This window comes from Eubacterium ramulus, from assembly GCF_045002895.1.
GTDB lineage: Bacteria > Bacillota > Clostridia > Lachnospirales > Lachnospiraceae > Eubacterium_I > Eubacterium_I ramulus.
On sequence record NZ_CP173382.1, the window covers coordinates 1,654,803 to 1,679,000 of the forward strand.

19 protein-coding genes, 4 tRNA genes and 1 pseudogene are annotated in these 24,198 nt (G+C 42.7%); 6 read left to right on the top strand and 18 right to left on the bottom strand.

The window, feature by feature from the left end; all coding sequences use genetic code 11:
- The first annotated feature begins 570 nt into the window (after window positions 1–570).
- The 3 genes and pseudogenes from ACIRUQ_RS07960 to ACIRUQ_RS07970 form a co-directional block, all read left to right on the top strand.
- Window positions 571–1,704 carry a Fic family protein gene (locus tag ACIRUQ_RS07960; RefSeq protein ID WP_055290533.1) on the top strand — a complete coding sequence of 378 codons (1,134 nt, stop codon included), beginning with the start codon at window positions 571–573 and terminating at the stop codon, window positions 1,702–1,704.
- Window positions 1,705–1,911: 207 nt separating this feature from the next.
- Complete coding sequence (locus tag ACIRUQ_RS07965; protein WP_055290534.1) at window positions 1,912–3,498, top strand: recombinase family protein; 1,587 nt, start codon at window positions 1,912–1,914, stop codon at window positions 3,496–3,498.
- 101 nt (window positions 3,499–3,599) lie between these two features.
- Window positions 3,600–4,016: pseudogene (locus ACIRUQ_RS07970) on the top strand (manganese catalase family protein); the annotation flags it as partial.
- A 224-nt stretch (window positions 4,017–4,240) separates the two neighbouring features.
- Here ACIRUQ_RS07970 and ACIRUQ_RS07975 read toward each other — a convergent pair.
- The 7 genes from ACIRUQ_RS07975 to infC form a co-directional block, all read right to left on the bottom strand.
- A tRNA-Glu gene (locus ACIRUQ_RS07975) sits at window positions 4,241–4,312 on the bottom strand.
- Between the two features lie 31 nt (window positions 4,313–4,343).
- Window positions 4,344–4,415: transfer RNA gene (locus ACIRUQ_RS07980), tRNA-Glu, on the bottom strand.
- Window positions 4,416–4,447: 32 nt separating this feature from the next.
- Window positions 4,448–4,519 (bottom strand) — tRNA-Glu (locus ACIRUQ_RS07985).
- 32 nt (window positions 4,520–4,551) lie between these two features.
- Window positions 4,552–4,623 (bottom strand) — tRNA-Glu (locus tag ACIRUQ_RS07990).
- A 209-nt stretch (window positions 4,624–4,832) separates the two neighbouring features.
- Entirely contained in the window at window positions 4,833–5,189 is a 357-nt protein-coding gene (rplT, locus tag ACIRUQ_RS07995; protein ID WP_021739126.1) for a 50S ribosomal protein L20, read from the bottom strand.
- A gap of 26 nt (window positions 5,190–5,215) precedes the next feature.
- Window positions 5,216–5,413 (bottom strand): 50S ribosomal protein L35, encoded by a 198-nt coding sequence (rpmI, locus tag ACIRUQ_RS08000; protein WP_021739127.1) that lies wholly within the window; start codon window positions 5,411–5,413, stop codon window positions 5,216–5,218.
- 30 nt (window positions 5,414–5,443) lie between these two features.
- A complete protein-coding gene (infC, locus tag ACIRUQ_RS08005; protein WP_021739128.1) occupies window positions 5,444–5,938 on the bottom strand; it encodes a translation initiation factor IF-3 in 495 nt (164 codons plus the stop codon).
- 426 nt (window positions 5,939–6,364) lie between these two features.
- Here infC and ACIRUQ_RS08010 point away from each other — a divergent pair, with 426 nt between their 5' ends.
- Window positions 6,365–7,213 carry a PHP domain-containing protein gene (locus ACIRUQ_RS08010; protein ID WP_044963449.1) on the top strand — a complete coding sequence of 283 codons (849 nt, stop codon included), beginning with the start codon at window positions 6,365–6,367 and terminating at the stop codon, window positions 7,211–7,213.
- Window positions 7,214–7,277: 64 nt separating this feature from the next.
- Here the strand turns inward: ACIRUQ_RS08010 and ACIRUQ_RS08015 are convergent, their stop codons facing one another.
- The 11 genes from ACIRUQ_RS08015 to ACIRUQ_RS08065 all read right to left on the bottom strand — a co-directional run bounded on the left by ACIRUQ_RS08015 (window position 7,278) and on the right by ACIRUQ_RS08065 (window position 21,097).
- The gene (locus tag ACIRUQ_RS08015; protein WP_055290535.1) at window positions 7,278–8,111 is read right to left on the bottom strand and encodes a Cof-type HAD-IIB family hydrolase; all 834 of its coding nucleotides are present in this window, start codon (window positions 8,109–8,111) and stop codon (window positions 7,278–7,280) included.
- A 113-nt stretch (window positions 8,112–8,224) separates the two neighbouring features.
- Window positions 8,225–9,088, bottom strand: a complete 864-nt coding sequence (locus tag ACIRUQ_RS08020; RefSeq protein ID WP_055290536.1) for a bifunctional chorismate mutase/prephenate dehydratase — start codon at window positions 9,086–9,088, stop codon at window positions 8,225–8,227.
- Between the two features lie 103 nt (window positions 9,089–9,191).
- Window positions 9,192–13,757 (bottom strand): PolC-type DNA polymerase III, encoded by a 4,566-nt coding sequence (locus tag ACIRUQ_RS08025; protein ID WP_055290537.1) that lies wholly within the window; start codon window positions 13,755–13,757, stop codon window positions 9,192–9,194.
- 4 nt (window positions 13,758–13,761) lie between these two features.
- On the bottom strand, window positions 13,762–14,820 hold the full coding sequence (gene ispG / locus ACIRUQ_RS08030) for a flavodoxin-dependent (E)-4-hydroxy-3-methylbut-2-enyl-diphosphate synthase (RefSeq protein WP_021739133.1): 1,059 nt from the start codon (window positions 14,818–14,820) through the stop codon (window positions 13,762–13,764).
- 80 nt (window positions 14,821–14,900) lie between these two features.
- Entirely contained in the window at window positions 14,901–15,941 is a 1,041-nt protein-coding gene (gene rseP, locus ACIRUQ_RS08035) for an RIP metalloprotease RseP (protein WP_338126092.1), read from the bottom strand.
- Window position 15,942: 1 nt separating this feature from the next.
- The gene (locus ACIRUQ_RS08040; RefSeq protein WP_055290538.1) at window positions 15,943–17,091 is read right to left on the bottom strand and encodes a 1-deoxy-D-xylulose-5-phosphate reductoisomerase; all 1,149 of its coding nucleotides are present in this window, start codon (window positions 17,089–17,091) and stop codon (window positions 15,943–15,945) included.
- Between the two features lie 30 nt (window positions 17,092–17,121).
- A complete protein-coding gene (locus tag ACIRUQ_RS08045) occupies window positions 17,122–17,934 on the bottom strand; it encodes a phosphatidate cytidylyltransferase (protein ID WP_055290539.1) in 813 nt (270 codons plus the stop codon).
- Window positions 17,935–17,979: 45 nt separating this feature from the next.
- Complete coding sequence (locus tag ACIRUQ_RS08050) at window positions 17,980–18,738, bottom strand: isoprenyl transferase (RefSeq protein ID WP_242853621.1); 759 nt, start codon at window positions 18,736–18,738, stop codon at window positions 17,980–17,982.
- Window positions 18,739–18,774: 36 nt separating this feature from the next.
- Complete coding sequence (gene frr / locus ACIRUQ_RS08055; RefSeq protein ID WP_021739138.1) at window positions 18,775–19,332, bottom strand: ribosome recycling factor; 558 nt, start codon at window positions 19,330–19,332, stop codon at window positions 18,775–18,777.
- Window positions 19,333–19,420: 88 nt separating this feature from the next.
- A complete protein-coding gene (pyrH, locus tag ACIRUQ_RS08060; protein WP_021739139.1) occupies window positions 19,421–20,116 on the bottom strand; it encodes a UMP kinase in 696 nt (231 codons plus the stop codon).
- A gap of 276 nt (window positions 20,117–20,392) precedes the next feature.
- Window positions 20,393–21,097, bottom strand: coding sequence for an aspartate/glutamate racemase family protein (locus ACIRUQ_RS08065; RefSeq protein WP_021739140.1), 705 nt, complete (start codon window positions 21,095–21,097; stop codon window positions 20,393–20,395).
- A gap of 295 nt (window positions 21,098–21,392) precedes the next feature.
- Here ACIRUQ_RS08065 and ACIRUQ_RS08070 point away from each other — a divergent pair, with 295 nt between their 5' ends.
- Together ACIRUQ_RS08070 and ACIRUQ_RS08075 are read left to right on the top strand one after the other, a co-directional pair.
- Window positions 21,393–22,604: a hypothetical protein gene (locus tag ACIRUQ_RS08070; protein ID WP_022036015.1), complete on the top strand. Its 1,212-nt coding sequence runs from the start codon at window positions 21,393–21,395 to the stop codon at window positions 22,602–22,604.
- 18 nt (window positions 22,605–22,622) lie between these two features.
- Window positions 22,623–24,140, top strand: coding sequence for a Mur ligase family protein (locus tag ACIRUQ_RS08075; protein WP_055290540.1), 1,518 nt, complete (start codon window positions 22,623–22,625; stop codon window positions 24,138–24,140).
- The last annotated feature ends 58 nt before the right edge of the window (window positions 24,141–24,198 follow it).

A 24,198-nucleotide genomic window follows, 5' to 3' on the forward strand; every position in this document is an offset into this window, starting at 1 on the left:
GGAGCTGGGAAGGTATGCAGTCATCCGTTCTAATCCTGTTAGAGAGGGTGACGCTTATGTCTACATATGAAGAATTCATGGTGATTTTAACCGTGGCGATGCTCATTGTGGCAATTCTGAATTATAAGAAATAAGCAAGCTACCTTGTCTCTTGGCCGGAGTAGGTAGCTTGCTTGAATAGTAACTATTAACTTTGCACCGGAGCGGATAGGCTTCATCTATCTCCCGGCTTTCCTGTTAAGTATATTATAGCAAATACATTTTGAATGTCAATTTTTTGTTTTGACCATCTCGGTGAATGCACCGGAATGGTTTATTTGACAATATGTAAGAATCACTTACAAGCTTAAAATATACATTTTTTTAGTATAACAAATTGCATTTTTTCAGACTATATTATATACTTGGTCTAAAAATAAACGTTTTTTTAGACTATATTACGGCTTAGTATAAAATTCTAAGGAAAAATAGACTATTTGTTTTATAGTACAAAAATAGGGAATATTTTATACTAACAAATTAAATCGTCTATTTTTTCAAATTAACAAAAGAAAAGGGGCGAGATGCGCAATGAATTTTGAGGAGATTTATAAAAACGTGCCAAAACCACATATACCAGAAAAACTACCAGTCGATCTTTCATCATTATACGATTGTGAAGTAATAAAACTAATCTCTAAAGCCAATAATGCAATCGGCGTATACAGAGGTTTTTTAATTAATACAATCAATCCTATGTTGTTGATTTCACCTTTGGTGTCACAAGAAGCAGTGCTTTCATCAAAACTCGAAGGAACTCATGCTACAATAGAGGATTTCATTAATTATGATGCCGGAAATGAAGTATCCATATCGAAAGATGAAATGCAGGAGATAATAAATTATAGAAGTGCATTATTTTACGCATTAGATAAGATAGCGACCATTTCAGATAATTCTGAAGAAGGAATTCATAAATTGCCATTAAGTGTTCGTTTAATTAAAGAAATGCATAAAATATTATTAGATAATGTAAGAGGTAAAACAAAGACACCTGGCGAATTCAAAACAGAGCAAAATTACATCGGAAGCATAAACGAAATAACATTTACACCACTTTCTCCGGAATTAACGCTAGATTACATGACTAATTTAGAAAATTATATTCATTACGATGAAGTAGACTTATTGGTACAGGCGGCGCTAATTCATTGTCAATTTGAAATGATCCATCCCTTTAAAGATGGAAACGGAAGAATCGGTCGTCTTCTTATTCCGTTATTTTTATATTACAGAGATATGCTCCCAGTTCCAACATTTTACATGAGCGCATTTTTTGAGAAAGACAGGAGTTTGTATCTTCAAAAATTATCAGCAGTTTCCAAAAATAACGATTATGGTACCTGGATTAAATATTTCTTAGAAGGTGTCATTGAACAAGCTGAGATCAATACAATAAAAGCACGTGCCCTGTTGGATAAATACAATGAATTTAAAGAAATTTGTGTATCGGATATGAGTTCCAAATACTCCATAATACTACTAGATGAAATTTTCAAAAAACCAGCCTTTAAGGCAAAACATCTCCAAAACACTATACCTGGAAGCAAAGCAACATTATATAATATGTTAGATGAATTTGTTTCTAAAGGAATATTGCAGAAAGATGACAAGAGTAGAAATGCAACATACTTTTGTCCAGCAATATTATATTTGCTAAAATAAATCTTATAGTTTAAAAACAACCGAAAATAAAAACCGGCTCCTGCGTCAACAGGAACCGGCAATAGAATATGTATCCGAAGATAATACTCTGCAATGACAAAAATATTGTATCATCTTCGGAACAGCTTCGCAAGCGGAACACCCGTTCCCCGCTGGCTGTTATTTTTATACCCATTTTTACATATTTTTACTTAGGAGGATGATGACATGCAGGAAACAAACATCTCTATCAATGAAATTATCATGTATCTGCGCAAATCCCGATCAGATGATCCGTATATGACTGTGGAAGAAGTCCTGGCTCGGCATGAGCGGCAGCTCCAGGAATATGCTCTCTCCTCTTTCGGATCCATCATTCCGGAAGAACGGATTTTCCGGGAAGTTGTTTCCGGGGAAACCATTGCGGACCGTCCGGTTATGCAAAGCGTCATGAAATACCTTGAGAGCGGTCAGATCAAAGGTGTGCTGGTCATTGAGCCACAACGTCTCTCCCGTGGCGATCTGGAGGACTGCGGACGCATTATTAATGCATTCCGGTATACAAATACTCTGGTCCTTACTCCACCGAAAACTTATGACCTCTCTGACGAGTACGACCGGAAATTTTTTGAAATGGAACTGACCAGGGGAAATGATTATCTGGAATATACCAAGAAGATTCTGAACCGAGGGCGGCTGGCATCCGTCAAGCAGGGAAACTACATCGGGAGCATCGCTCCTTACGGATATCGCAAGATTAAAACCGGCAGTGGAAAAGATACCGCACACACGCTCGAAATCGTTCCTGAGCAGGCTGACGCTGTCAGAATGATGGCGCAACTCTACCTTGCAGGAAATGGATTCACACGGATAGCTGCGCATCTGGATTCTCTTGGAATCAAGCCATTGAAATCTGATCACTGGTCTCCTGCTGCCATCAGTGATATTTTATCCAATCCGGTTTATATTGGGATGATACGCTGGAATCATTTTAAAACAATCAAAACAATGCAAAATGGCCAGATTGTAAAATCCCGTCCTACCAACCACGATACAGATTACATCCTGGTGCCAGGCAAGCATCCTGCCATTCTCGATCAGGGAACCTTTGACGCCATTGCACAGCGCCGTGGGAAATCTCCAAAGATAAAACGTGGTCATGAATTGAGAAATCCATTTGCCGGACTGGTCTATTGTGGAACTGCCGGATGCGGACGCTCCATGACATTCAAACAGTTTACAAACTACCGGAGCAAAGTTCCCCGCCGGTCAGAAAGCATGATCTGTCCAAATCAACGTATCTGCCATACCAAATCGGTACAATATAGTGCTTTTGTGGAACGTGTAAAAGAAATATTATCAAAGACGGTGGATGATTTTGAAATTAAATTACAGAATGATGATGGGAATATTGTCCGGATCCATGAGAATATCATCCGGAATCTGGAACAGGATCTATTGAAATTAAAGGATAAGGATCTGCGTCAGAAAGATGCTTACGAAGATGGGATTTATACCAAAGAAGAATATGCTTCCAGAAATGCCAAGCTACAGGAACAGATCTGCGAAGTGCAGCTTTCCATCCAGCGGGCAAAAGATACCATGCCACCGGAAGTTGATTACCAGGAACGGGTTTCCCGATTTTCTGACTGCCTGTCTAAATTTGAAGATACGGATATTTCAGCATCGGAAATGAACTTACTCCTCAAATCCTGCATTGAAAAAATCATATATCACAATTCTAGTGAATCCAAGCCTGGTATCGGACGATTCGTTGCCAACCCCTTTGAACTGGATATCTACCTGCGCCTGTGATCTTTGGGCGCAGGCATTATTTTTACTGTATTAAGGCTTTTTCTGCCTGCAATCTCCTACTTTTATGCAAAAATAATCACTTCCATCATGTATGAGCGAATGAACTGGCTCATATGGAAATGATCTGCGCTATAGTGCGACAGCTGACACAAGATCTGACACCGGAAGAAATCCAGAAAAGCGGGTTTGATACCTACTATGTAGATCACACGCTCGGTCTTTGGCCGGCAGCTGCCAGCGGCATTCCACATAATGCCTGTGAATACCAGTCAAAAGGCGATCCGATTACAGATCTTTTCGAAAATATGGCTGCTGAACAGAAAGCACGGACAACTTACGACAATATTCTTCGTCTGGTCAAAGATCCGGAGGTGTGTGACCCAATCCGCTTTCTGCGGGAACGTGAAGTCGTACACTTCCAGCGTTTTGGCGAAGGTCTCCGCCTTGTGACAGACCGGTTAAATTCCAAAAACTTCTATGCGTTCAATCCGGCTTTTGATGCAAAATCATCCTGTTAAAACAATACAGCAAAACAGACATTTGCAATCTGTTTTTGCTACTTGCACATGAGACCTGGCGCATGATTCTGCGCACCATAAGCTGACAGATTCTTTTCTAAATCACCTGCGCCTGTTATTTTTCAAGGCGCAGGTAATCTTTATTACGTAGCAAAAAAATACTGCAAGCAACATTTGTTACCTGCAGTATTTTTCGGGTTGGGCTGTTTTTATAAAAAACAGAGCAGTTCGTAGGGGAATCGAACCCCTGTTTTCGCCGTGAGAGGGCGACGTCTTAACCGCTTGACCAACGAACCATATCTTATTTACTTTTTTGAAAACATTAAACAGTTCGTAGGGGAATCGAACCCCTGTTTTCGCCGTGAGAGGGCGACGTCTTAACCGCTTGACCAACGAACCACATCTTATTTACTTTTTTGAAAAACATTAAACAGTTCGTAGGGGAATCGAACCCCTGTTTTCGCCGTGAGAGGGCGACGTCTTAACCGCTTGACCAACGAACCATATCTTATTTACTTTTTTTGAAAACATTAAACAGTTCGTAGGGGAATCGAACCCCTGTTTTCGCCGTGAGAGGGCGACGTCTTAACCGCTTGACCAACGAACCACAACAATCGGTATTATACAGAAACTAGCGTTTGCTGTCAACACTTTTTTTGCAATTTTCTCGTTTTTTTGTATAATTCCATCAAATATATACAATTATACAAATACATATCAATTCATTCTATTTCCGGCTGTAAAATCATGCAACATGATTCCACAACCAGAAAGCAAATGATATTTTTTATCAGACAATTAATTTCTGAATAAAAATTAAGCTAATTTAGCTTTTGCAGCTTCTACTAATGCAGCAAATCCTTCTGCATCGTTTACAGCCATCTCAGCCAGCATTTTTCTGTTGATCTCGATATCAGCCAGTTTTAAGCCGTACATGAATTTGCTGTAAGATAAACCGTTCAGTCTGGCTGCAGCATTGATACGAGCGATCCAGAGCTGTCTGAACTGTCTCTTTTTCTGTTTTCTTCCTGCATAAGCACTTGTAAGAGCACGCATTACAGACTGTTTTGCGATTCTGTACTGTTTGGATCTTGCTCCTCTGTAACCTTTAGCCAGTTTTAATGTTCTATTATGTCTTTTTTTTGCGTTTAATCCGCCTTTTACTCTTGCCATTTACGTCATCCTCCTAATCTTCTATCTTACAGATACGGTAAGATTTTTTTCATGTTCTTAACATTAGTAGCATCTGTGATAGTTGCTTTTCTAAGATTTCTTTTTCTCTTAGCGCTTTTCTTTGTTAAGATGTGACTCTTATAAGCTTTATTTCTTTTTAACTGTCCTGTTCCTGTTTTTTTGAAACGTTTTGCTGCTGCTCTGCTGGTTTTCATTTTTGGCATAATGAAATTCCTCCTTGATAAATAGTCTAATTAGCGTTTTTCGGCCAGCACCATTGTCATGCTGCGGCCTTCCATCTTCGGTGCCTTCTCCACTGTCGCTATTTCAGAAAGCGCCTCAGCAAAATCATCCAAGATGTGTTTGCTGTTCTGGACATGAGCCATCTCACGTCCACGGAAACGCAGGGATACTTTCACCTTATCACCTTTTGTGATAAACTTTCTGGCTGCGTTTATTTTGGTGTTTAAATCATTGGATTCAATATTCGGTGACAAACGCACTTCCTTGATCTCCACAGTTTTCTGCTTTTTGCGAGCTTCCTTCTCTTTGCGCGCCATTTCATAACGGTACTTTCCGTAATCAATAATCTTGCAAACAGGCGGTTTCGCTGTCGGAGCGATTTTCACTAAATCAAGCTCTGCTTCCTGCGCCAGTTTGAACGCTTCTCTTGCAGACATGATACCAAGCTGAGTACCATCTGCACCAATTACACGAACTTCTCTGTCTCTGATCTGTTCATTAATCATTAAATCGCTAATGGTTTTGCACCTCCATAAAAAAAGTGGATAGGCAGACTATCCACAATCAAATCAAATGTATTTGAATCATAACCGCCGGTCGCCCACTTGCGCCGAGGTGAGAGTGGATACTCTACTTTGTCTTCAACAACTCTGATACTATACCATACTTTTTTTTCAGCGTCAACCGGTTTTTGTAATATTTTTTATCTGTTTTTACAAATAAATGTTACAGTCCACACACGCCATTCCATAAAGTAAAATATAGTACAAATCCGGTTCCCATATTCCTTCTTGCATAGATTTTACTTTTTTATTATACTACTTTTGAAATAATTTTCCACATATATCTTTGGATATTTCGAAAAAATTATCTATCAACATTTAGGTGTTTTGACACCTTAATCTTATAAATAAAGAAAGGACATGTTTCCTATGAATAAAACCATTGATTTACATGTACACTCCACTGCTTCTGACGGTACTTTCACCCCGACAGAACTCGTTACAGAAGCAAAACGATGCGGTCTCTCCGCTTTTGCGTTAACCGACCATGATACCGTTGACGGTATTTCCGAAGCACTTGCTGCCGGCGAAGCCTCCGGGTTCGAAGTTATCCCAGGTGTGGAACTTTCCACAGAATACAACGAAACGGAAATCCATGTCGTCGGACTCTTTATTGATCCTGCCAATACCGAACTTCAGGCAGAACTTGCAAAATTCCGTGATAACCGGGACAACCGCAATCTGAAAATGATAGAAAAACTTCAGGAAGAGGGATTCCGGATCACCGCAGAAGATCTGTATCGTCTGAATCCGGATACCGTGGTGGCACGTCCACACATTGCAAGATATCTGGTGGATTCCGGACAGGTAAAAGATCTGAAAACCGTGTTTGACAAATACATCGGCGACGGTTGCAAATGCTATGTGGACCGCTATAAAATCACACCGATGCAGGCAGTGGCTCTGATCCATCAGGCCGGCGGACTGGCAATTCTCGCACATCCATGTCTTTATAAGATGAAACGTGCAGAGCTGACCGCCATGATCGAAGAACTTGTGGCTGCAGGTCTGAACGGCATTGAGGCAGTATATTCCTGCAACCAGGGTTCCGATGAAAAAGATTTCCGGGCAATGGCAGAAAAATATCATCTGCTGCTCTCCGGCGGTTCTGATTTCCATGGTGCAAATAAGCCATATATTCATCTTGGCACCGGAAAGGGAACGATGTCCGTGCCGCATGAATTTCTGGAAGCTATGAGAACTTCTTTTACAAAGTAACATGCGAAGTGTAGAGTGCAGTGATTCTGGTCAGCTTACGCTGACCAGAATCACGCACCAAGTCTCACGTGCGTTCGACTTGAATATCAGGGGAAAACTTTTCAATCACCTCTGCCACGCCGTCTTCGTTATTATCGTGCTCTGTGATATAATCTGCAGCATCTTTCACGCTCTGCACCGCATTTTTCATAGCCACTCCCACACCGGCATTTCGGATCATACTGATATCATTCTCCTCATCTCCGATGGCCACCGCATGTTCAATCGGTACTCCAAGGAAATCACACAAAAACGCTACACCGTATCCTTTATTCGCCCCAAGCGGACAATACTCCAGATATTCTTTGCAGGAGAAAAAGCTGCTGCACTTTTCTTTCTCCCACTCTGCATGTGCCTGCTGAAATGCTTCCAGCCGTTCTTTATGCTCCAGATCGATCAGAAGCATTTTGGGCGGTTCCTCATACAGCATACTGTTCAGATTTCCGGTAATCCTGCATGGCATTCCGGTCTTTTTCGTATAGAAATCAAGTTCTTTACTTCGTTCTGCCGCAAGCACCTGTGTATCAGAATAGGTCTGAATATGTATACCTGCTTCTGTCGCTTCCCGCAACAGATACTCAGCATACTCGATTGGCAGACGCTTGTTGCTCAGGATACAATCTGCAGAAAAATCGTAAATGGTTCCGCCATTGTATGCTACCAGGTAGCAGCCCGGTCGTGTTAATCCAAGTTCTTTTGCAATTCTCCGTCCGCTGCTGACAGCCCGGCCGGTCGCAAGGGCGATATAATGCCCCTGATCCACTGCATTCCGCAGTGCTTCCCGATTTTTATCTGAAATCGTTTTATCATCCCTCATTAAAGTTCCGTCAAAATCAATAAAGAATATCTTTTTTTCCATATGACTGCCTCCTATGATCCATATTCCGTTTCCCAAAAGGTGTTACTTCATAAGTAATTTTCAGAACATTTCCCCTTTATTAACATAATTGTATCATAGTTTCCGATTTGTTACTATCTGTAATTTCCCAAAATTTTAAAATTCCGGGCTTCATCCCGCAGACCAAGCACTGCATTTTTGATGGCACTGTCATTCAGATTACCACTGAGATCCATAAAGAAACGATAATCCAACGGATCTCTGGAAATAACAATGGACTCAATCCGGTTCATATTCAGATTGTTGTAAGTCAAATGAGACATCAGATGATACAGGGAACCGCAGGCATCCGGTGCCTCAAAACAGATGCTGATCTTATCCGCACCACTCAAAGTAACACGGTCTTTGGAAATCAGCAGATAGCGGTCTTTTGGCTGCGGGCTTGTCTCGTATTCTTCCAGAATATAAAACCCATACTCTGCTACCAGATTGTAATTGGCAGACACATAGCCTGAGGCCGGATCCTGCATTGGAAGAAACGCAAAATTAACTTCTTCCCGCTGTAATACATCACAGGCTTCCCGCCAGTCCGTGCATTTCTGCAGACCACATTCTTCCGGAAAATAACTTTTTGCCGCGTCTTCGGAAGCCGGAATAAATGCTGCTGCTGCATGGGTGAAGTCAAGTTCCTTCACCTCTACAAAACCAGTTGGCGCAAATTTTCCATGCTCTGTCAGAAGCTGATACTGTCGTTTTCTGCTGACAGACATGATATGCTCGAACAACTCTCTGACGCCATGACTGTTAAACTCAGAATGTGCCAGTTCTGCCACAGAATCCAGTTTTGATACCTCGCGTTCCTTATCAAACACTGCTTTCCCGGTGGAAATCTTGTATTCCGCCACCTGAGTCGTCAGTATCATACGATTTTCAAACAATTCTACGATCTGACGATCAATGCCATCAATCTCATTTCGAATATCCAGTAAATCTTTCATCTGTCTTACTCCTTACGTTCATCCGTATTTTCACTAAATTCAAGAATGCCCTCGGCATTCTCTCTGCTTTATCGCCATCTTTGAATAATTTACAAAAACATTTTTACAGGTCAAATAGCGACAGCTGATTGGATTCCGGAAGATCTGACAGGATTCCCAGTTCTACCATCTTATCAATCACTGTCTTACTTACTTTTGTACGTTGACGAAAATCATCTCTTGAAAGGAATTTTCCATCCTTTGCCGCTTCCACCACTGCGTCAGCTGCCTTATCTCCCAGACCGTCAATGGTACTGATCGATGGCATCAGTTTATCATCAATGATCTGAAAATGATGTGCTTTTGCCCGATACAGGTCAATTGGTAAAAATTCAAATCCACGGGCGTACATTTCCTGTACGATACGCATGTCTTTGTAAGTATCCTGTTCCTTTTTGGACAGTTCATCCTTCCGCCGTTCATATTCATGCATATGATGTTCCAAACGTTCTTTCCCCTGACACATCAGTTCATAGTTAAAAGATGTGGCACGGATACTGAAAAATGCCGCATAATAAGCAAGTGGATAAAATACCTTGCACCAGGCAATACGCCACGCCATCATAACATAAGCCGCCGCATGGGCTTTCGGGAACATATATTTGATTTTTTCACAGGACCACACATACCAGTCCGGCACACCGTGATCCAGCATATCCTGTTTATATTCCGGCCATTCTTTACATTTTCCATTGGCAACGGCACCTTTTCGTACACGCTCCATAATCGTAAATGCTTCTTCACTGTCCAGCCCTTTACCGATCAAATACGTCATAATATCATCTCTCGTACAGATTGCCGTAGAAATGGTTGCTTTTCCTTCCTGAATCAGCGTCTGGGCATTTCCAAGCCATACGTCTGTTCCATGCGACAGTCCTGCGATTCGGACCAGATCCGAAAATGCCTGCGGTTTGGTATCGATCAGCATCTGCATCGCGAAATCAGTACCAAACTCCGGGATTCCAAGAGCTCCAAGCTTACAGCCACCAATATCTTCCGGCTCAATGCCAAGGGCTGAAGTATTCTGGAATAAAGACATGACTTCCGGGCTGTCCAGCGGGATCGTCTGCGGATCCACACCAGTCAGATCCTGAAGCATACGGATCATGGTCGGATCATCGTGTCCGAGAATATCAAGTTTCAACAAGTTGTGGTCAATGGAATGGTAATCAAAATGCGTCGTGATAATATCTGTCGTCATATCGTTGGCCGGATGCTGCACCGGTGTAAAGGAATAAATATTTTCCCCTAGCGGAAGCACAATGATTCCACCCGGATGCTGACCGGTAGTACGACGCACACCGACACAGCCCTGCACGATCCGGTCGATCTCACAATTCCGTTTGGGAACACCACGTTCCTCATAATAATGCTTCACATATCCGAATGCCGTTTTATCCGCAAGCGTTCCAATCGTTCCTGCACGAAATGTCTGACCGTCACCGAAAATAACCTCTGTATACTTGTGTGCTTTACTCTGATAATCGCCCGAGAAATTCAGGTCGATATCCGGCTCTTTGTTTCCCTTGAATCCAAGGAAAGTCTCGAATGGAATATCAAAGCCTTCCTTCATCAGCTTCTGACCACAGTGCGGACAATTACGGTCCGGCATATCACATCCGGCTTTTCCGGCATAGCCTTTTACAAGCTCTGAATCAAAATCCACATAATGACAGTTGCTGCAGATATAATGCGGGCTCAGCGGATTTACTTCCGTGATTCCTGCCATGGTTGCTACAAAGGACGATCCTACGGATCCTCGTGAACCTACCAGATACCCATCCTCATTTGATTTCCACACCAGTTTCTGTGCAATGATGTACATAACGGCAAATCCATTGGATATAATGGAATTCAATTCACGTTCCAACCGCTCAACTACCACCGGCGGAAGTTCTTCGCCATAAATCTCATGAGCTCTTGTATAACAGATTTCACGCAGCATGCCATCCGAATTTTCAATAACGGGCGGACACTTATCCGGTCTGACCGGTGAGATTTTCTCACACATATTTGCAATCTTATTTGTATTTTCAATGACTACTTCTTCCGCTTTTTCACTGCCCAGATATTCAAATTCTTTCAACATTTCCTCTGTTGTGCGAAGAAAAAGCGGTGCCTGCTGATCTGCATCATCAAAGCCCTTGCCTGCCATAATGATACTGCGATATATGGAATCTTCCGGATCCAGAAAGTGTACGTCACAGGTTGCTACCACAAGTTTATTAAACTGCTCCCCCAGTTCTACAATCTGCCGGTTTATATCCTTCAGATCTTCTTCCGATTCTATCGGTTCCTTATCACTGCGCAGCATAAACGCATTGTTTCCCAGTGGCTGAATTTCCAGATAATCATAGAACTGTACGATTCGTGCCACTTCTTCCTGCGTACTTCCACGCAACAACGTACGATACAACTCTCCCGCCTCACAGGCAGAACCAAGCAGAATTCCTTCCCGATATTTCATAAATTCGCTTTTTGGAATTTTCGGTCGGCGGTTATAATATTTGATATGGGAATCCGATACCAGACGATACAGATTTACTCGACCAATATCGTTCTGCGCCAGCATAATGGCATGGTAACTTGGCAGCTTTCGGATACTCTCCTCCGTATAGCTTTCCATCTGTTCCAGATTTTCCATAGTTTCTATGCCTCGTTCCCGCAGCATTTCCACAAATTTTGTAAATATCTCTGCTGTACAGGCAGCATCATCTACCGCACGATGATGATTTTCCAGAGAAATATTCAGTGCTTTTGCGATTGTATTTAACTTAAATCGATTCAGCGAAGGCAGCAGAACACGGGCTAAAGCTACCGTATCCAGTACAGTTTTTTCACATTCCAGACCTAACAGATCACAGTTATGCCTGATAAAACTCATATCAAAATCAGCATTATGTGCCACCATAACAGCATTCTGGCAGAATTCCATAAATTGCGGCAAAATCTCATGAATCATCGGCGCATCCAGTACCATATCGTCCGTGATATGAGTCAGCTGCTCAATCTCATATGGAATTGGTACTTTTGGATTGACAAAAGTAGAAAAACGTTCTGTAATGGAACCATTTACCACTTTTACAGCACCAATCTCAATAATTTTATTTTTGGCTGCACTGAATCCTGTTGTTTCCAGATCAAATACAACAAAACTATCTGCAAAGGTCTGCCCCATCGGGTTTTCTACCAGCCCTTTCAGATCGTCCACCAGATAGGCTTCCATACCATAAATGATTTTAAAATCATCATCCTTTCCAATTGCGTGGTTTGCATCCGGAAAAGCCTGTACATCTCCGTGATCGGTGATAGCAAGTGCTTTGTGTCCCCATTTCATGGCACGTTTGATGATATCTTTGACATCAGATACACCATCCATATCGCTCATCTTCGTATGGCAATGCAGTTCCACACGTTTCACCGGACTGGTATCCATACGGGTAGACACAAAGGACGGAATCTTCTTGATACCGATGACAGAACCGATGGTCAGTTCGCTGTCAAACCGGTCAATTGTTGTCACACCTTTGATTTTCAGAAATGCACCTTTCGCAATCCCTCCGTCTTTGATTTCCTTGAGATATTCATCCTTGCAGAACATTTTTACCATGATCGTGTCGGTAAAATCTGTAATAGAAAACATTAAAATAGTTTTCTCTCCACGGATCGGACGCTCGTCCATGGACAGAATCTGTCCACGGATGACAACTTCTCCCATCTCGCCCATAATCTGTTCAATGCGAATCGTCTCTTCTTCGAAATCACGGCCAAATATCACATCCGGATTGTCAGAACGTTTAAAAGAACCCCGCTCCCGGAAATCCCGGCTGCCGCCAAAATTCTTTCGGAAACCACCGTGTTCTTCCTGTTTTGCAGACTTCTTTCCTGCTGGCACGGCTTCCTTTTTGGCCGCCGGAGCTTCCGTCTTCTTTGCCGGAGCTGCTTTCTTCGCAGGCTTTGCAGCAGTCTCCCCGGTCTCCCATGGTACTTCCGATGCACCTGCTTCCTCACTCTCCAGATATTCTCCTTCAGAATGACGTTTTGCACCAAAACTGGACAGACGAATGACATTTTCCACTTCATTCTGCATCTTGAGATCTGCATTTTTCCGGTATTTGGATTCTTTTTTCTCATGAAACTCCATCTGAATCTGCACGGACAGATTACATCGTTCATTGAATATTTTTTCCAGAATGTGATAGATTTCTTCTTCTTTCTGATGCGCCAGTACAGAATCTTCCAGACTGATACGTAATGTGTTTTCCTCCACCACATCTACTTTTGCTTGACGCAGCAGGTTATACTCCAGCAGACTGTATCGATGAAATTCTGTCAGAATACTGCTCCAGTACACATCCAGCAGATTTTTCAGTGTATACTGTTCAGACAGCTGAAAATGTTCAATGATCTTGATATTCATCGTATGATGTGGAAACAGCTGTCGTTTCAGTTCACTTTCCAGAAAATATATTTTTTCTTTTGGCAAAAGTCTGCCGCATCCAAGGTAGATACGCAAAGAGTTTCTCTGTCTCGTTGTGGAAACTTTTGAAACTGTGGCATCATCCAGCATGCCATGCAGATCCGTATCCAGTTTTAACTGTGGAAATACTTCAAAAAAGCTTTTTGCCATTTATCTATTCACTCCAATTGATCAGTTCCTGTCGCAGTGCCTCCAGCAACTCTGCTTCCGGTACTTTTTTTATCACTTCTCCGCGACGGATGATCAGACCTTCCTGTTTTCCACCGCAGATACCAAGATCCGCTTCTTTCGCTTCCCCGGGTCCGTTTACCACGCAGCCCATTACAGCCACTTTTATATTCAGTGGAAATTCTGCCACCATGGTTTCTACTTTATTTGCCAGACTGATCAGATCCAGACTGGTACGTCCACAGGTCGGACAAGAAACAATCTCTATGCCACCGTTTCTCAGCCCCAGTGTTTTCAGAATCAGCTTGGCTGATTTGATTTCTTCCACCGGATCTCCGGTCAGAGATACACGGATTGTATCGCCAATCCCCTGATTTAGGATCAGTGCCAGACCGATGGAGGATTTGATATTTCCGCTGATGATTGTTCCAGACTCCGTGATTCCCACATGCAGCGGATAATCCGTCTGTTTTGAAATCAGTTCATGTGCTTTCACACACATCATAACATCTGAGGATTTGATGCTGATAACCAGATTATCATAGCCAAAATCCTCAATCATTTTCACTTTATCCAGTGCACTCTCTACGATTCCTTCTGCTGTCACACCATGATATTTCTCTACCAGTTCTTTTTCCAGTGAACCACTGTTTACACCGACACGGATTGGGATATTACGCTCTCTGGCACAATCTACCACTGCTTTGACACGCTCAGCAGAACCAATGTTGCCCGGATTGATACGAATCTTGTCCGCACCGTTTTCCATGGCTGCAATGGCAAGTCTGTAATCAAAATGTATGTCCGCAACAAGTGGAATATGAATCTGTTTTTTGATCTCCTGAAGTGCTTTTGCAGCTTCCATGTCAGGAACGGTACTGCGAATGATCTGACATCCTGCACGCTCCAACTGCAGAATCTGTGCCACAGTCGCTTCCACGTCCTGTGTCTTCGTATTTGTCATGGATTGAATCGCAATAGGATGATTGCCTCCAATGACCACATCACCAATTCGTACTTCTCTTGTAGATTTTCTCTCTGCCATTTTTTTCTCCTCTTAAATGATAAGAAAGCCCTGCTGTACCTGTTTTTCAAAACAGATCAACAGAACATTCCTATCCACTATCATGGTATCAGTTTTCGAATATCATTAAACATAATCAGGATCATCAGACCAAACAGACACAACAAGCCAATAAAATGTACCATGCCTTCTTTGTCCTCGCTGACCCTCTTTCCTCGGATTGCCTCGATCACCAGAAATACCAGACGGCCGCCATCCAGCGCCGGAATCGGAAGAAGGTTCATAACCCCAAGGTTTGCTGACAGCAACAGTGCCAGATTCAATAAGTTCATCCAGACGTAAAAAACACCGTCTGATTTACTCATGTCATAAGTATCCCCGATGGTTTTTACAATTCCCACCGGACCGGACAGATCATTAACGCTGACCTGATGAGTCAGAAGCATTTTCAGACTTCCCACCGTATACTGAATCCAGTATTTTACTTCATACACACTGTATTGCAGCGTCTTTAACGGACCGATTTTGGTATACTCTCCGGAGCCATAGATGCCGTAACGGTAACGACCCTGTTCTTCATCGTAGGTCGGCTGAACTTCCACGGTATTGCGCTCCCCGTTTCTCTCATAAGTCACTTCCACAGTCTCCCCGGCGTGAAACAGGGTATACATGCTGATTTCCTTAAAAAAATGAATGTGCTTATGATTCATTTTTATAATCTCATCACCGGCCTGCAGTCCTGCTGCCTGTGCACCGTATCCGTCTTCCACCTGTGCCACTATCGGTGCGGAAATTCCGATATTTCCGAGAATGATCACTGCCAGTACAAATGCCATGATAAAATTAAACACCGGTCCGGCAGCAACCACGCTGATGCGCGCCCAGACCGATTTTTTCTGAAAAGAACGGTCATCATTACTCTGACTGTCCTCCCCCTCCATCATACAGGCGCCGCCAAAGGGCAACAGCTTAATGGAATATTTTGTCTCTCCCTTTGTGAAACCGACAATGGTCGGACCAAGTCCCAGTGAAAACTCATTCACCCGGATACCGTTGGCTTTTGCCAGAAGAAAATGTCCCAGCTCATGGAACAGAATAATTGCACTGAACAGCAAGATCGCTATGATATATTTTATGATCACCCTACCACCTGCTTTCTATCCATTCATATACCGCTGCCTCCGTTGCCAGAATCTCGTCTACCGACGGATGTTTGATATATGTAATTTCCTCCATTGCAGATGCGATAATATCCGGAATATCCAAAAATGCGATTCTGCGTTCCAAAAACATTGCCACTGCTTTCTCGTTGGCTGCATTAAATACCGTCGGGATATTGCCACCGCGCCGCATTGCCTCCAAAGCGAATTTCAGTCCTTCGAAGGTCTCCATATCCGGTGCTTCAAATGTCATCTGCCCCAGTTTGTAAAAATCAAGACGCATCCCCCGCAGGAACCGTCGTTCCGGATAATACAGTGCATACTGGATCGGAAGCTTCATATCCGGTGTGCCAAGCTGTGCAATGATGGCACCATCTTCATACTGCACCATGGAATGGATCACGCTCTGCGGATGCACGACTACCTGAATCTGGTCAAGTTCCACGTCAAACAGCCACTTTGCCTCCATAACTTCCAGACCTTTGTTTACCAAAGTAGCGGAATCAATCGTAATCTTTCTTCCCATCACCCAGTTCGGATGCTTCAGGGCGTCTTCCAGACGCACCTGTGAAAGCTCTTCTCTGCTCATTCCGCGAAACGGTCCACCGGATGCAGTCAGCAGAATCTTATCAATCTTATTTCCATGTTCTTTCTCTCCATTCAGAGATTGGAAAATTGCACTATGTTCACTGTCCACCGGAAGAATACGGACACCACATTTTTTTGCCAATGGCATAATGATATGTCCGGCTGTCACAAGCGTCTCTTTATTTGCCAAAGCAATATCCTTGCCGGCTTCAATTGCGGCAATGGTCGGACGGATCCCAAGCATGCCAACAATGGCTGTCACAAGCACTTCTGCTTTTTTTTCACAGGCTACTGCCATCAGTCCGTCCATACCGGACAGAACAGGGATATTCAGATCACTGATCCGTAATGCCAGCTCCTTCGCTTTTTCTTCTGTCTTTACCGCTGCGAGAGCCGGCCTGAATTCACGAATCTGCTGCTCCAGCAGATCGATATTATCACCGGCTGATAAAGCAGTTACTTTGATATCCTGCTGTGCACGCACAACCTCCAGTGTCTGAGTACCGATTGAACCGGTAGAACCCAGAATCGCTATATATTTCATATTTATATTTCCTTCCATGAAAGTTAGTAGTTAAATGGCAAGCTGTAACAGATTACCGGTCAGATAAAAAATAATCGGTGCGGTAAAGATCACACTGTCAAAACGGTCCAGGATACCTCCATGACCCGGAATCAGCTTTCCGTAATCTTTGATTTCAAAATTACGTTTGATAGCAGATGCTGCCAGATCGCCAACCATTGAGATCAGCGCGCCTGCCGCACAGATACCCGCCATCATAAAAATATATGGCGCATCCACATCCATAGAACCCCGGAAAAGAAATCCGTAAATAATCGTCAGCAGTGCAGCTCCTATTACACCACCTACAGCACCTTCCACTGATTTTTTAGGACTTAACACAGGTGCCATCTTATGTTTTCCGAACAACATACCCACGCAGTATGCACAGGTATCGCAGCCCCAGGAACAAAGGAAAATCAACCATACGAGGTACTTTCCGCCTTCCAGAGAGCGTGTCTCATAAATGCAGGACAGCATTACTGCCACATAGAATACTCCGAAAAAAGCTGCAATGATCTGGTTTGCATGAAACTTCGGATAGCCAAATACAAATACACACATGCACACGATCAGCAGTGCCATCACAAACATCATACTATCCGGTATAAAATCAAATACCAGATTCAGATAATATACAATGGCAGCCACATATCCGACGATACCCGGTGCACTTTTCTCAATACCGAATACACGGTACAGTTCAAACAGTCCGATCAGTGAGATTATGCCCAGTACTGTCAGCAGCAGATAGCCGCCGTGAATAATAAATAACAACGCCAGCAGTACCAGCACGATACCACTCAACAGTCTTGTCTTAAACATATTTTTTTCCTCTCTTATGTTCAGGTATTTTCTTAGAAATCCCTTTTATGCTTTTACTTTTCCATAACGGCGATCACGGCTGGTATAAGCCTCCAGTGCCTTCACCAGTTCTGCTTTATCAAACTTCGGCCACGGCACATCCGTAAAGTAAAATTCACTGTACGCATGCTGCCACATCAGATAATTAGACAATCTCTGTTCTCCGCTGGTACGGATCATCAGATCCGGATCAGGAATTCCGTCAGTATCCAGATAGCTGGAAAAGTGTGATTCATCCACATCCTCCAGTGCAAACTTTCCTTCTTTATAGTCCTGCATCATCCGACGCATACCGCGCAGCATCTCATCCCTGCTGCCATAGTTAATGGCGATTTGGAACTGCAGACCGGTATTTTTCGCAGTATCTTCCTCCAATACACGGATGCTCTCCCGGAGATCCTCTGCCAGTCCGGTCTTATCTCCGATGACACGCACACGGGTATTATTATTCATTGCCTTCCCATAGCAGATTTTGATATATTTGCGAAACAAAAACATCAGCGTTTTTACTTCTGTTTCCGGACGGCTCCAGTTCTCCGTGGAAAATGCATACACGGTCAGATATTTAATTCCAAGTGCATCCGCATCCTCACAGATATCCATAAGTACATCTGCTCCTTTGGAATGTCCATAAGTCCGGGGCATACCCTTGGATTTCGCCCAGCGTCCATTTCCATCCATAATGATTGAAACATGTGTTGGTATCTTTAACTGTGAAAGTTCCATTTTTTCCCCTTTCTCAGAAAAGGACATAGCCTGCGCCATGTCCCCATCCTCTCATCTCAGTCTGTTATATTCTGCTTATACAGTCATGATTTCTTTTGTTTTCTCAGCGATCGCACCATCAATCTCAGCGATAAATTTATCTGTCAGTTTCTGAACCTGCTCTTCCAGATCTTTAATCTCATCCTCAGAAACATCGCCGCCTTTACCCATTTTCTTTAATGCATCATTTGCATCACGACGAATGTTCCGAACAGCAACTTTGGCAGCCTCGCCTTTTTTCTTGACATCTTTCGCAAGGTCTTTACGTCTCTCCTCTGTCAGTTCCGGAAATACCAGACGGATGCATTTGCCATCGTTAGTCGGGTTGATGCCAATGTCGGATGTCATAATTGCTTTCTCGATTGCTTTCACCATAGATGCTTCCCATGGCTGGATCATAATCATGCGTGCTTCCGGTACAGATACGTTTGCAACCTGCTGGATAGCTGTCGGTGCACCGTAATAATCTACACGAAGCTGATCCAGAACATGCGGGTTTGCACGGCCTGCACGGATAGAAGTGTACTCATCCAGTAAATTGTTGTAAGATTTCTTCATCTTTGTCTCATAAGGTTTGATTGTCTCGTTTGCCATATTTTAATCCTCCAGATATATTCTTTTTTACCTTCTGTTATATTTTCTGTATTATATTTCCCGGAATACTACTCTATTCTTCTAATACTTATACAGTTACTTTTGTTCCGTTAAAGTCACCGCTGATTGCTTTTACAATGCTGTTTTCTTCGTTTAATCCAAACACATACATCGGCATTTTGTTCTCCATGCTCAGGATGGATGCTGTCAGATCCACAACCGCCAGCTGTTTGTCAATGACTTCCTGAATGCTTACTTCATCGTAACGTTTTGCATCCGGATTTGTCTTCGGATCACTGTCGTATACCCCGTCAATGGCTTTTGCCAGCAGAATTACATCTGCCTCGATTTCAATAGCCCGCAAAACGGTTGCTGTATCTGTAGAGAAGTACGGATGACCAGTTCCTCCTGCAAAAAATACAACCATTCCTTTTTCAAAATATTTATTGGCACGGTCTTTGGAAAATAATTTTGTAAAAGAGCCGCACTCAAATGGTGTCAACACATTTGTCTTCATTCCTACGGAACGGAAAATCTCGGATACATAAATACAATTCATAACCGTTGCAAGCATACCGATCTGATCTGCTTTTGTACGATCAATCGTCTCGCTGGTACGTCCTCTCCAGAAGTTTCCTCCACCGATCACAATACCTACTTCGATGCCCTGATCCACTAACTGTTTTACCTGATTTGCGACAACGGTAACCGTTGCCTCATCAAATCCAAATTTTTTATCTCCTGCCAGAGCTTCTCCGCTCAATTTCAGTAAAACTCTTTTCATAAGAATTCTGTCCTTTCTTCTTTATTAATTATTCATACTGATCATTATTTCATCAATGATACAGGCACATTGGCTCTCTTTCGCTCATTATATCATGAACAAAAACAGTTCATGATTGGCATTCACCACTCGTCAATCATACAAGTATGTTGACTCGTTTGCATTCATTATATCGTGATTTCATCACTCAATAATTTCGCCGTTCGTCAATCATGCAAGCATGTTGACTCTCTTTCGCTCATTATATCATACCTTTTTAGTTTGTGGTAGCGAAATTTACTCACAGTATACACCGCCGCATTTTTCAATGCATGCCTTTGCCACCACATTCATGGCATCAATATAGAAATCCGGATTCAGACTGTAATTCACATTCAATACCGACAATTCTGTACATGCAAGGATCACCGCATCACAGCCCTGCGCCCGCAGTTCATGTACCACGTTCATAAACTGATGCCTGTCTCCTTTTTCTCCACGCTTGATCTGCTCATAGATCAGGGACATAACATCTTCCTGCCGTTCCTTGGAGGGATAAACAACTTCAATTCCCCGCGCCTCCATGGCCTTCTTGTACATACCACCTTGCACAGTACCATCTGTCGCCATAATACCGACTTTCTTACGCCCGCGCTCCGCTGCATAACGGGCAGTTTCCTCAATCATGTTGATGAACTTTCCATTCGTCAGTTTCTGCAGCCGATCTGCAAAATAATGGCAGGTATTGCACGGAATGGCAAAATATTCACAACCCAGCTGCTCCATTCCACGGATATCATTTGCAATGATATCCCAGAGATAGTCCTGCTTGCCGCACAAAATACATTCGGTCCGGTCCGGGATCGACGCATGGTTGTAAATGAGGATATCCAAATGTTCCCGGTCATTGTTGACAGATGTATTGTCAATGATTTTTTTATAAAAAAGAACCGTTGCTTCGGAACCCATTCCTCCTAATATTCCTAACTTTTTTTTCTCCATATTTTTATGGTTTCCTTTCCTATAAAGGGCATACCTTTGCACTTTATTCCTTTCGAATATATCAAATCTGTTTCACAGTGTCAACCGCGTCTTGTTTCAGCATATCTGTTTTATTCTGCGATTTATTCTGCGAATCGCCCAGGATTCTACTGTCCGCCCCGTTTTACAATTTTTCAGCGAATTAAACTTGTATAAATGATATATCTGGTATAAAATAATGCAGGAATATGGGCGCATATTGCTTCCTGTTCCAAACAAACTAGCAGTGATCATATTAAACTGGAGGATTATAAATATGGACTTTAAAGATCAGCCATTCATACCAATGCTCTTTGGCGGTGACATCAATACCTACAGTGTTGCCCGTGCATTTTATGAAGAATATCAGGTAAAAACTTATGTATTCGGAAAGTTTCCAAGCGGTCCGAGTTATAACAGCAATATTATTGAGTACCATGCAGATTTAAAAATTGATACGGATGATGTATTTATGAAAACCGTCCGCGATTTTGCTGCCGCACATGCAGACAAAACGGTTTTGACCATCGGATGCGGCGATTCCTATGTAGCGCTGTGCAGCCGCCACAAAGACGAAATGCCGAAAAATGTCGTTGCCCCATATATTGATTTTGAACTCATGGACAGACTGCAACAAAAAGAATTGTTCTACCGTCTCTGCCGGGAACACGATATCGATTTTCCGGATACTCTTGTATTCCGCTATGGAATGGATCTGGATTTTGAACTGCCGTTTTCTTTCCCGGTTATTTTAAAACCATCCAACTCTGTAATGTACTGGGAGCATGAATTCCCGACCCAGGAAAAAGTATATAAGATTGACAACGACCAAAAATTAAAAGATACCATTCGTCAGATTTATGATGCCGGATACACCGACTCCCTGATCATTCAGGACACAATCCCTGGAAATGATGAATTCATGCGTGTACTGACCTGTTTCTCCGGCAAGGACAAAAAAGTAAAAATGATGTGCCTCGGACACGTTCTGTTAGAGGAACACACTCCACACGGATCCGGCAACCATGCAGTCATCATCACAGAACCTCAGGAAGAGCTGATGACAAAAGTCAAGAATCTGCTGGAAACCATCGGTTATGTAGGATTTTCCAACTTTGATATCAAATATGATGTCCGCGACAACCGCTACAAATTCTTTGAGATCAACACACGACAGGGACGTTCCAACTACTATGTAACCGGTTCCGGTTTCAACGTAGCCCGTTACTTCGTAGAAGAATTTGTATATAATAAAGAAATTCCTTTCGAGATTGCAAAAGAAGAGCATCTCTGGATGGTTGTACCAAAAGCCGTTGCCCGCAAATATGTACACCAGCCAGAAAACAAAGAGAAATTAAACCGTCTGATCCGGGAAGGTAAGGTTGTAAATCCAGTATTCATGAAAGGCGATTTTAACTTCAACCGTTGGCTGCGTATGGTAAAGAACCATTTCAGCCACTTCCGCAAATTTAAAACATACTACCATTAAAAATAGAGAGGAATACTTATGATTACTTATACACAGCAGGATTATCTCAACACACTGACTAAGGCAGGTCTTATCATCGACAGCAATCTGTACGGACATGACTCTGATGCCATTCAGGGACTGACTTACAATTCCAAAGAAGCTACAGCAGGCACATTATTTGTCTGTAAAGGAGCTGCTTTCCACCCACAGTATCTGGCAGATGCAGTTTTTTCCGGTGCTACACTGTATGTCAGTGAGCAGAAATATGAACTGGATACAAAAGTTCCTTACATCCTTGTCTCTGATATCAGAAAAGCAATGCCATACCTGGGAAAACTCTTTTTTAACGATCCATCTAAAGAGCTGAATCTCATCGGTGTTGGCGGAACAAAAGGGAAATCCACGACTGCTTACTATGTAAAAGCGATTGTGGATGATTATCTGGCAAGTATCGGAAAAAAAGAAAGTGCCGTTATCTCTTCCATCGATGTATATGATGGCGTAACCAAAGTGGAATCACATATCACCACACCGGAGAACATTGAACTGCTGCAGCATTTCCGCAATGCGGTAGATTCTGATATTGATTTTCTGGAAATGGAAGTATCCAGCCAGGCATTAAAGTACAACCGTGTGGATCAGATTACATTTGATGCAGCAATCTTCCTGAACATCTCCGAAGATCACATCAGCCCAATTGAACACCCGGATTTTGAAGATTACTTTTCTTCCAAATTAAAAATGTTCGCACAAACGAAACATGCACTGATCAACACAAACTCCGATTATTTTGAGCGTGTTGCCGAATCTGCCAAAGATGCAGAAAATGTTATCACTTTCGGCACAAAGCCGGGCAGCGATATCTTAGGTTACGATATCAAAAAAATTGATCACGAGATTCATTTCCGTGTATCATGTGACCGCTTTGATGAGGATTTTGCACTGACCATGCCGGGTCTGTTCAATGTGGAAAATGCACTGGCAGCGATTGCAGCCGCATATGTATTCAACATCCCGGTGAAATTTATGAAATCCGGTCTGTACCGTGCCCGTTCTTCAGGAAGAATGGAAACCTATATGTCCGCAGATAAAAATGTTATTGCCGTAGTAGACTACGCCCACAATAAACTGAGTTTTGACAAACTCTTCTCTTCCACCCGCAAAGAGTATCCGGATTATGACATCATCTCCATCTTTGGATGTCCGGGCAAAAAAGCAGTAATCCGCCGCCATGATCTCGGAACTATCGCCGGTATGTATTCTAAAAAAGTATACATTGTTGCAGAAGATCCAGGCGCAGAACCGGTGGAACAGATTTCAAAAGATATCGCACAATATGTGGAAGCTCAGCATTGTCCGTATGAAATGATCGAAGATCGTGGAGAAGCTATCCGCAAAGCCATTATGACTTCCGAAGGAAAATCCATCCTTCTGATCACCGGAAAAGGCAATGAGACCCGGCAAAAATACGGAAGTGAATATCTTGACTGCCCTTCTGATGTGGAATATACAAAAAAATACCTGGCAGAATACGACGCTTCACACCAGGCATAACAGAATCTGTTCGCTTCTCATAACAGATATCTGCATTTCTGAATAAGTTACTGAAAAA

Excerpts from the sequence above, each read along its gene's own strand:
- ACIRUQ_RS07960 (WP_055290533.1), top strand. The coding sequence starts at position 571 with ATGAATTTTGAGGAGATTTATAAAAACGTGCCAAAACCACATATACCA.
- ACIRUQ_RS07965 (WP_055290534.1), top strand. The coding sequence starts at position 1,912 with ATGCAGGAAACAAACATCTCTATCAATGAAATTATCATGTATCTGCGC.
- rplT (WP_021739126.1), bottom strand. The coding sequence starts at position 5,189 with ATGGCAAGAGTAAAAGGCGGATTAAACGCAAAAAAAAGACATAATAGA.
- rpmI (WP_021739127.1), bottom strand. The coding sequence starts at position 5,413 with ATGCCAAAAATGAAAACCAGCAGAGCAGCAGCAAAACGTTTCAAAAAA.
- infC (WP_021739128.1), bottom strand. The coding sequence starts at position 5,938 with ATGATTAATGAACAGATCAGAGACAGAGAAGTTCGTGTAATTGGTGCA.
- ACIRUQ_RS08010 (WP_044963449.1), top strand. The coding sequence starts at position 6,365 with ATGAATAAAACCATTGATTTACATGTACACTCCACTGCTTCTGACGGT.
- ACIRUQ_RS08015 (WP_055290535.1), bottom strand. The coding sequence starts at position 8,111 with ATGGAAAAAAAGATATTCTTTATTGATTTTGACGGAACTTTAATGAGG.
- ACIRUQ_RS08020 (WP_055290536.1), bottom strand. The coding sequence starts at position 9,088 with ATGAAAGATTTACTGGATATTCGAAATGAGATTGATGGCATTGATCGT.
- ACIRUQ_RS08025 (WP_055290537.1), bottom strand. The coding sequence starts at position 13,757 with ATGGCAAAAAGCTTTTTTGAAGTATTTCCACAGTTAAAACTGGATACG.
- ispG (WP_021739133.1), bottom strand. The coding sequence starts at position 14,820 with ATGGCAGAGAGAAAATCTACAAGAGAAGTACGAATTGGTGATGTGGTC.
- ACIRUQ_RS08040 (WP_055290538.1), bottom strand. The coding sequence starts at position 17,091 with ATGAAATATATAGCGATTCTGGGTTCTACCGGTTCAATCGGTACTCAG.
- ACIRUQ_RS08045 (WP_055290539.1), bottom strand. The coding sequence starts at position 17,934 with ATGTTTAAGACAAGACTGTTGAGTGGTATCGTGCTGGTACTGCTGGCG.
- ACIRUQ_RS08050 (WP_242853621.1), bottom strand. The coding sequence starts at position 18,738 with ATGGCGCAGGCTATGTCCTTTTCTGAGAAAGGGGAAAAAATGGAACTT.
- frr (WP_021739138.1), bottom strand. The coding sequence starts at position 19,332 with ATGGCAAACGAGACAATCAAACCTTATGAGACAAAGATGAAGAAATCT.
- pyrH (WP_021739139.1), bottom strand. The coding sequence starts at position 20,116 with ATGAAAAGAGTTTTACTGAAATTGAGCGGAGAAGCTCTGGCAGGAGAT.
- ACIRUQ_RS08065 (WP_021739140.1), bottom strand. The coding sequence starts at position 21,097 with ATGGAGAAAAAAAAGTTAGGAATATTAGGAGGAATGGGTTCCGAAGCA.
- ACIRUQ_RS08070 (WP_022036015.1), top strand. The coding sequence starts at position 21,393 with ATGGACTTTAAAGATCAGCCATTCATACCAATGCTCTTTGGCGGTGAC.
- ACIRUQ_RS08075 (WP_055290540.1), top strand. The coding sequence starts at position 22,623 with ATGATTACTTATACACAGCAGGATTATCTCAACACACTGACTAAGGCA.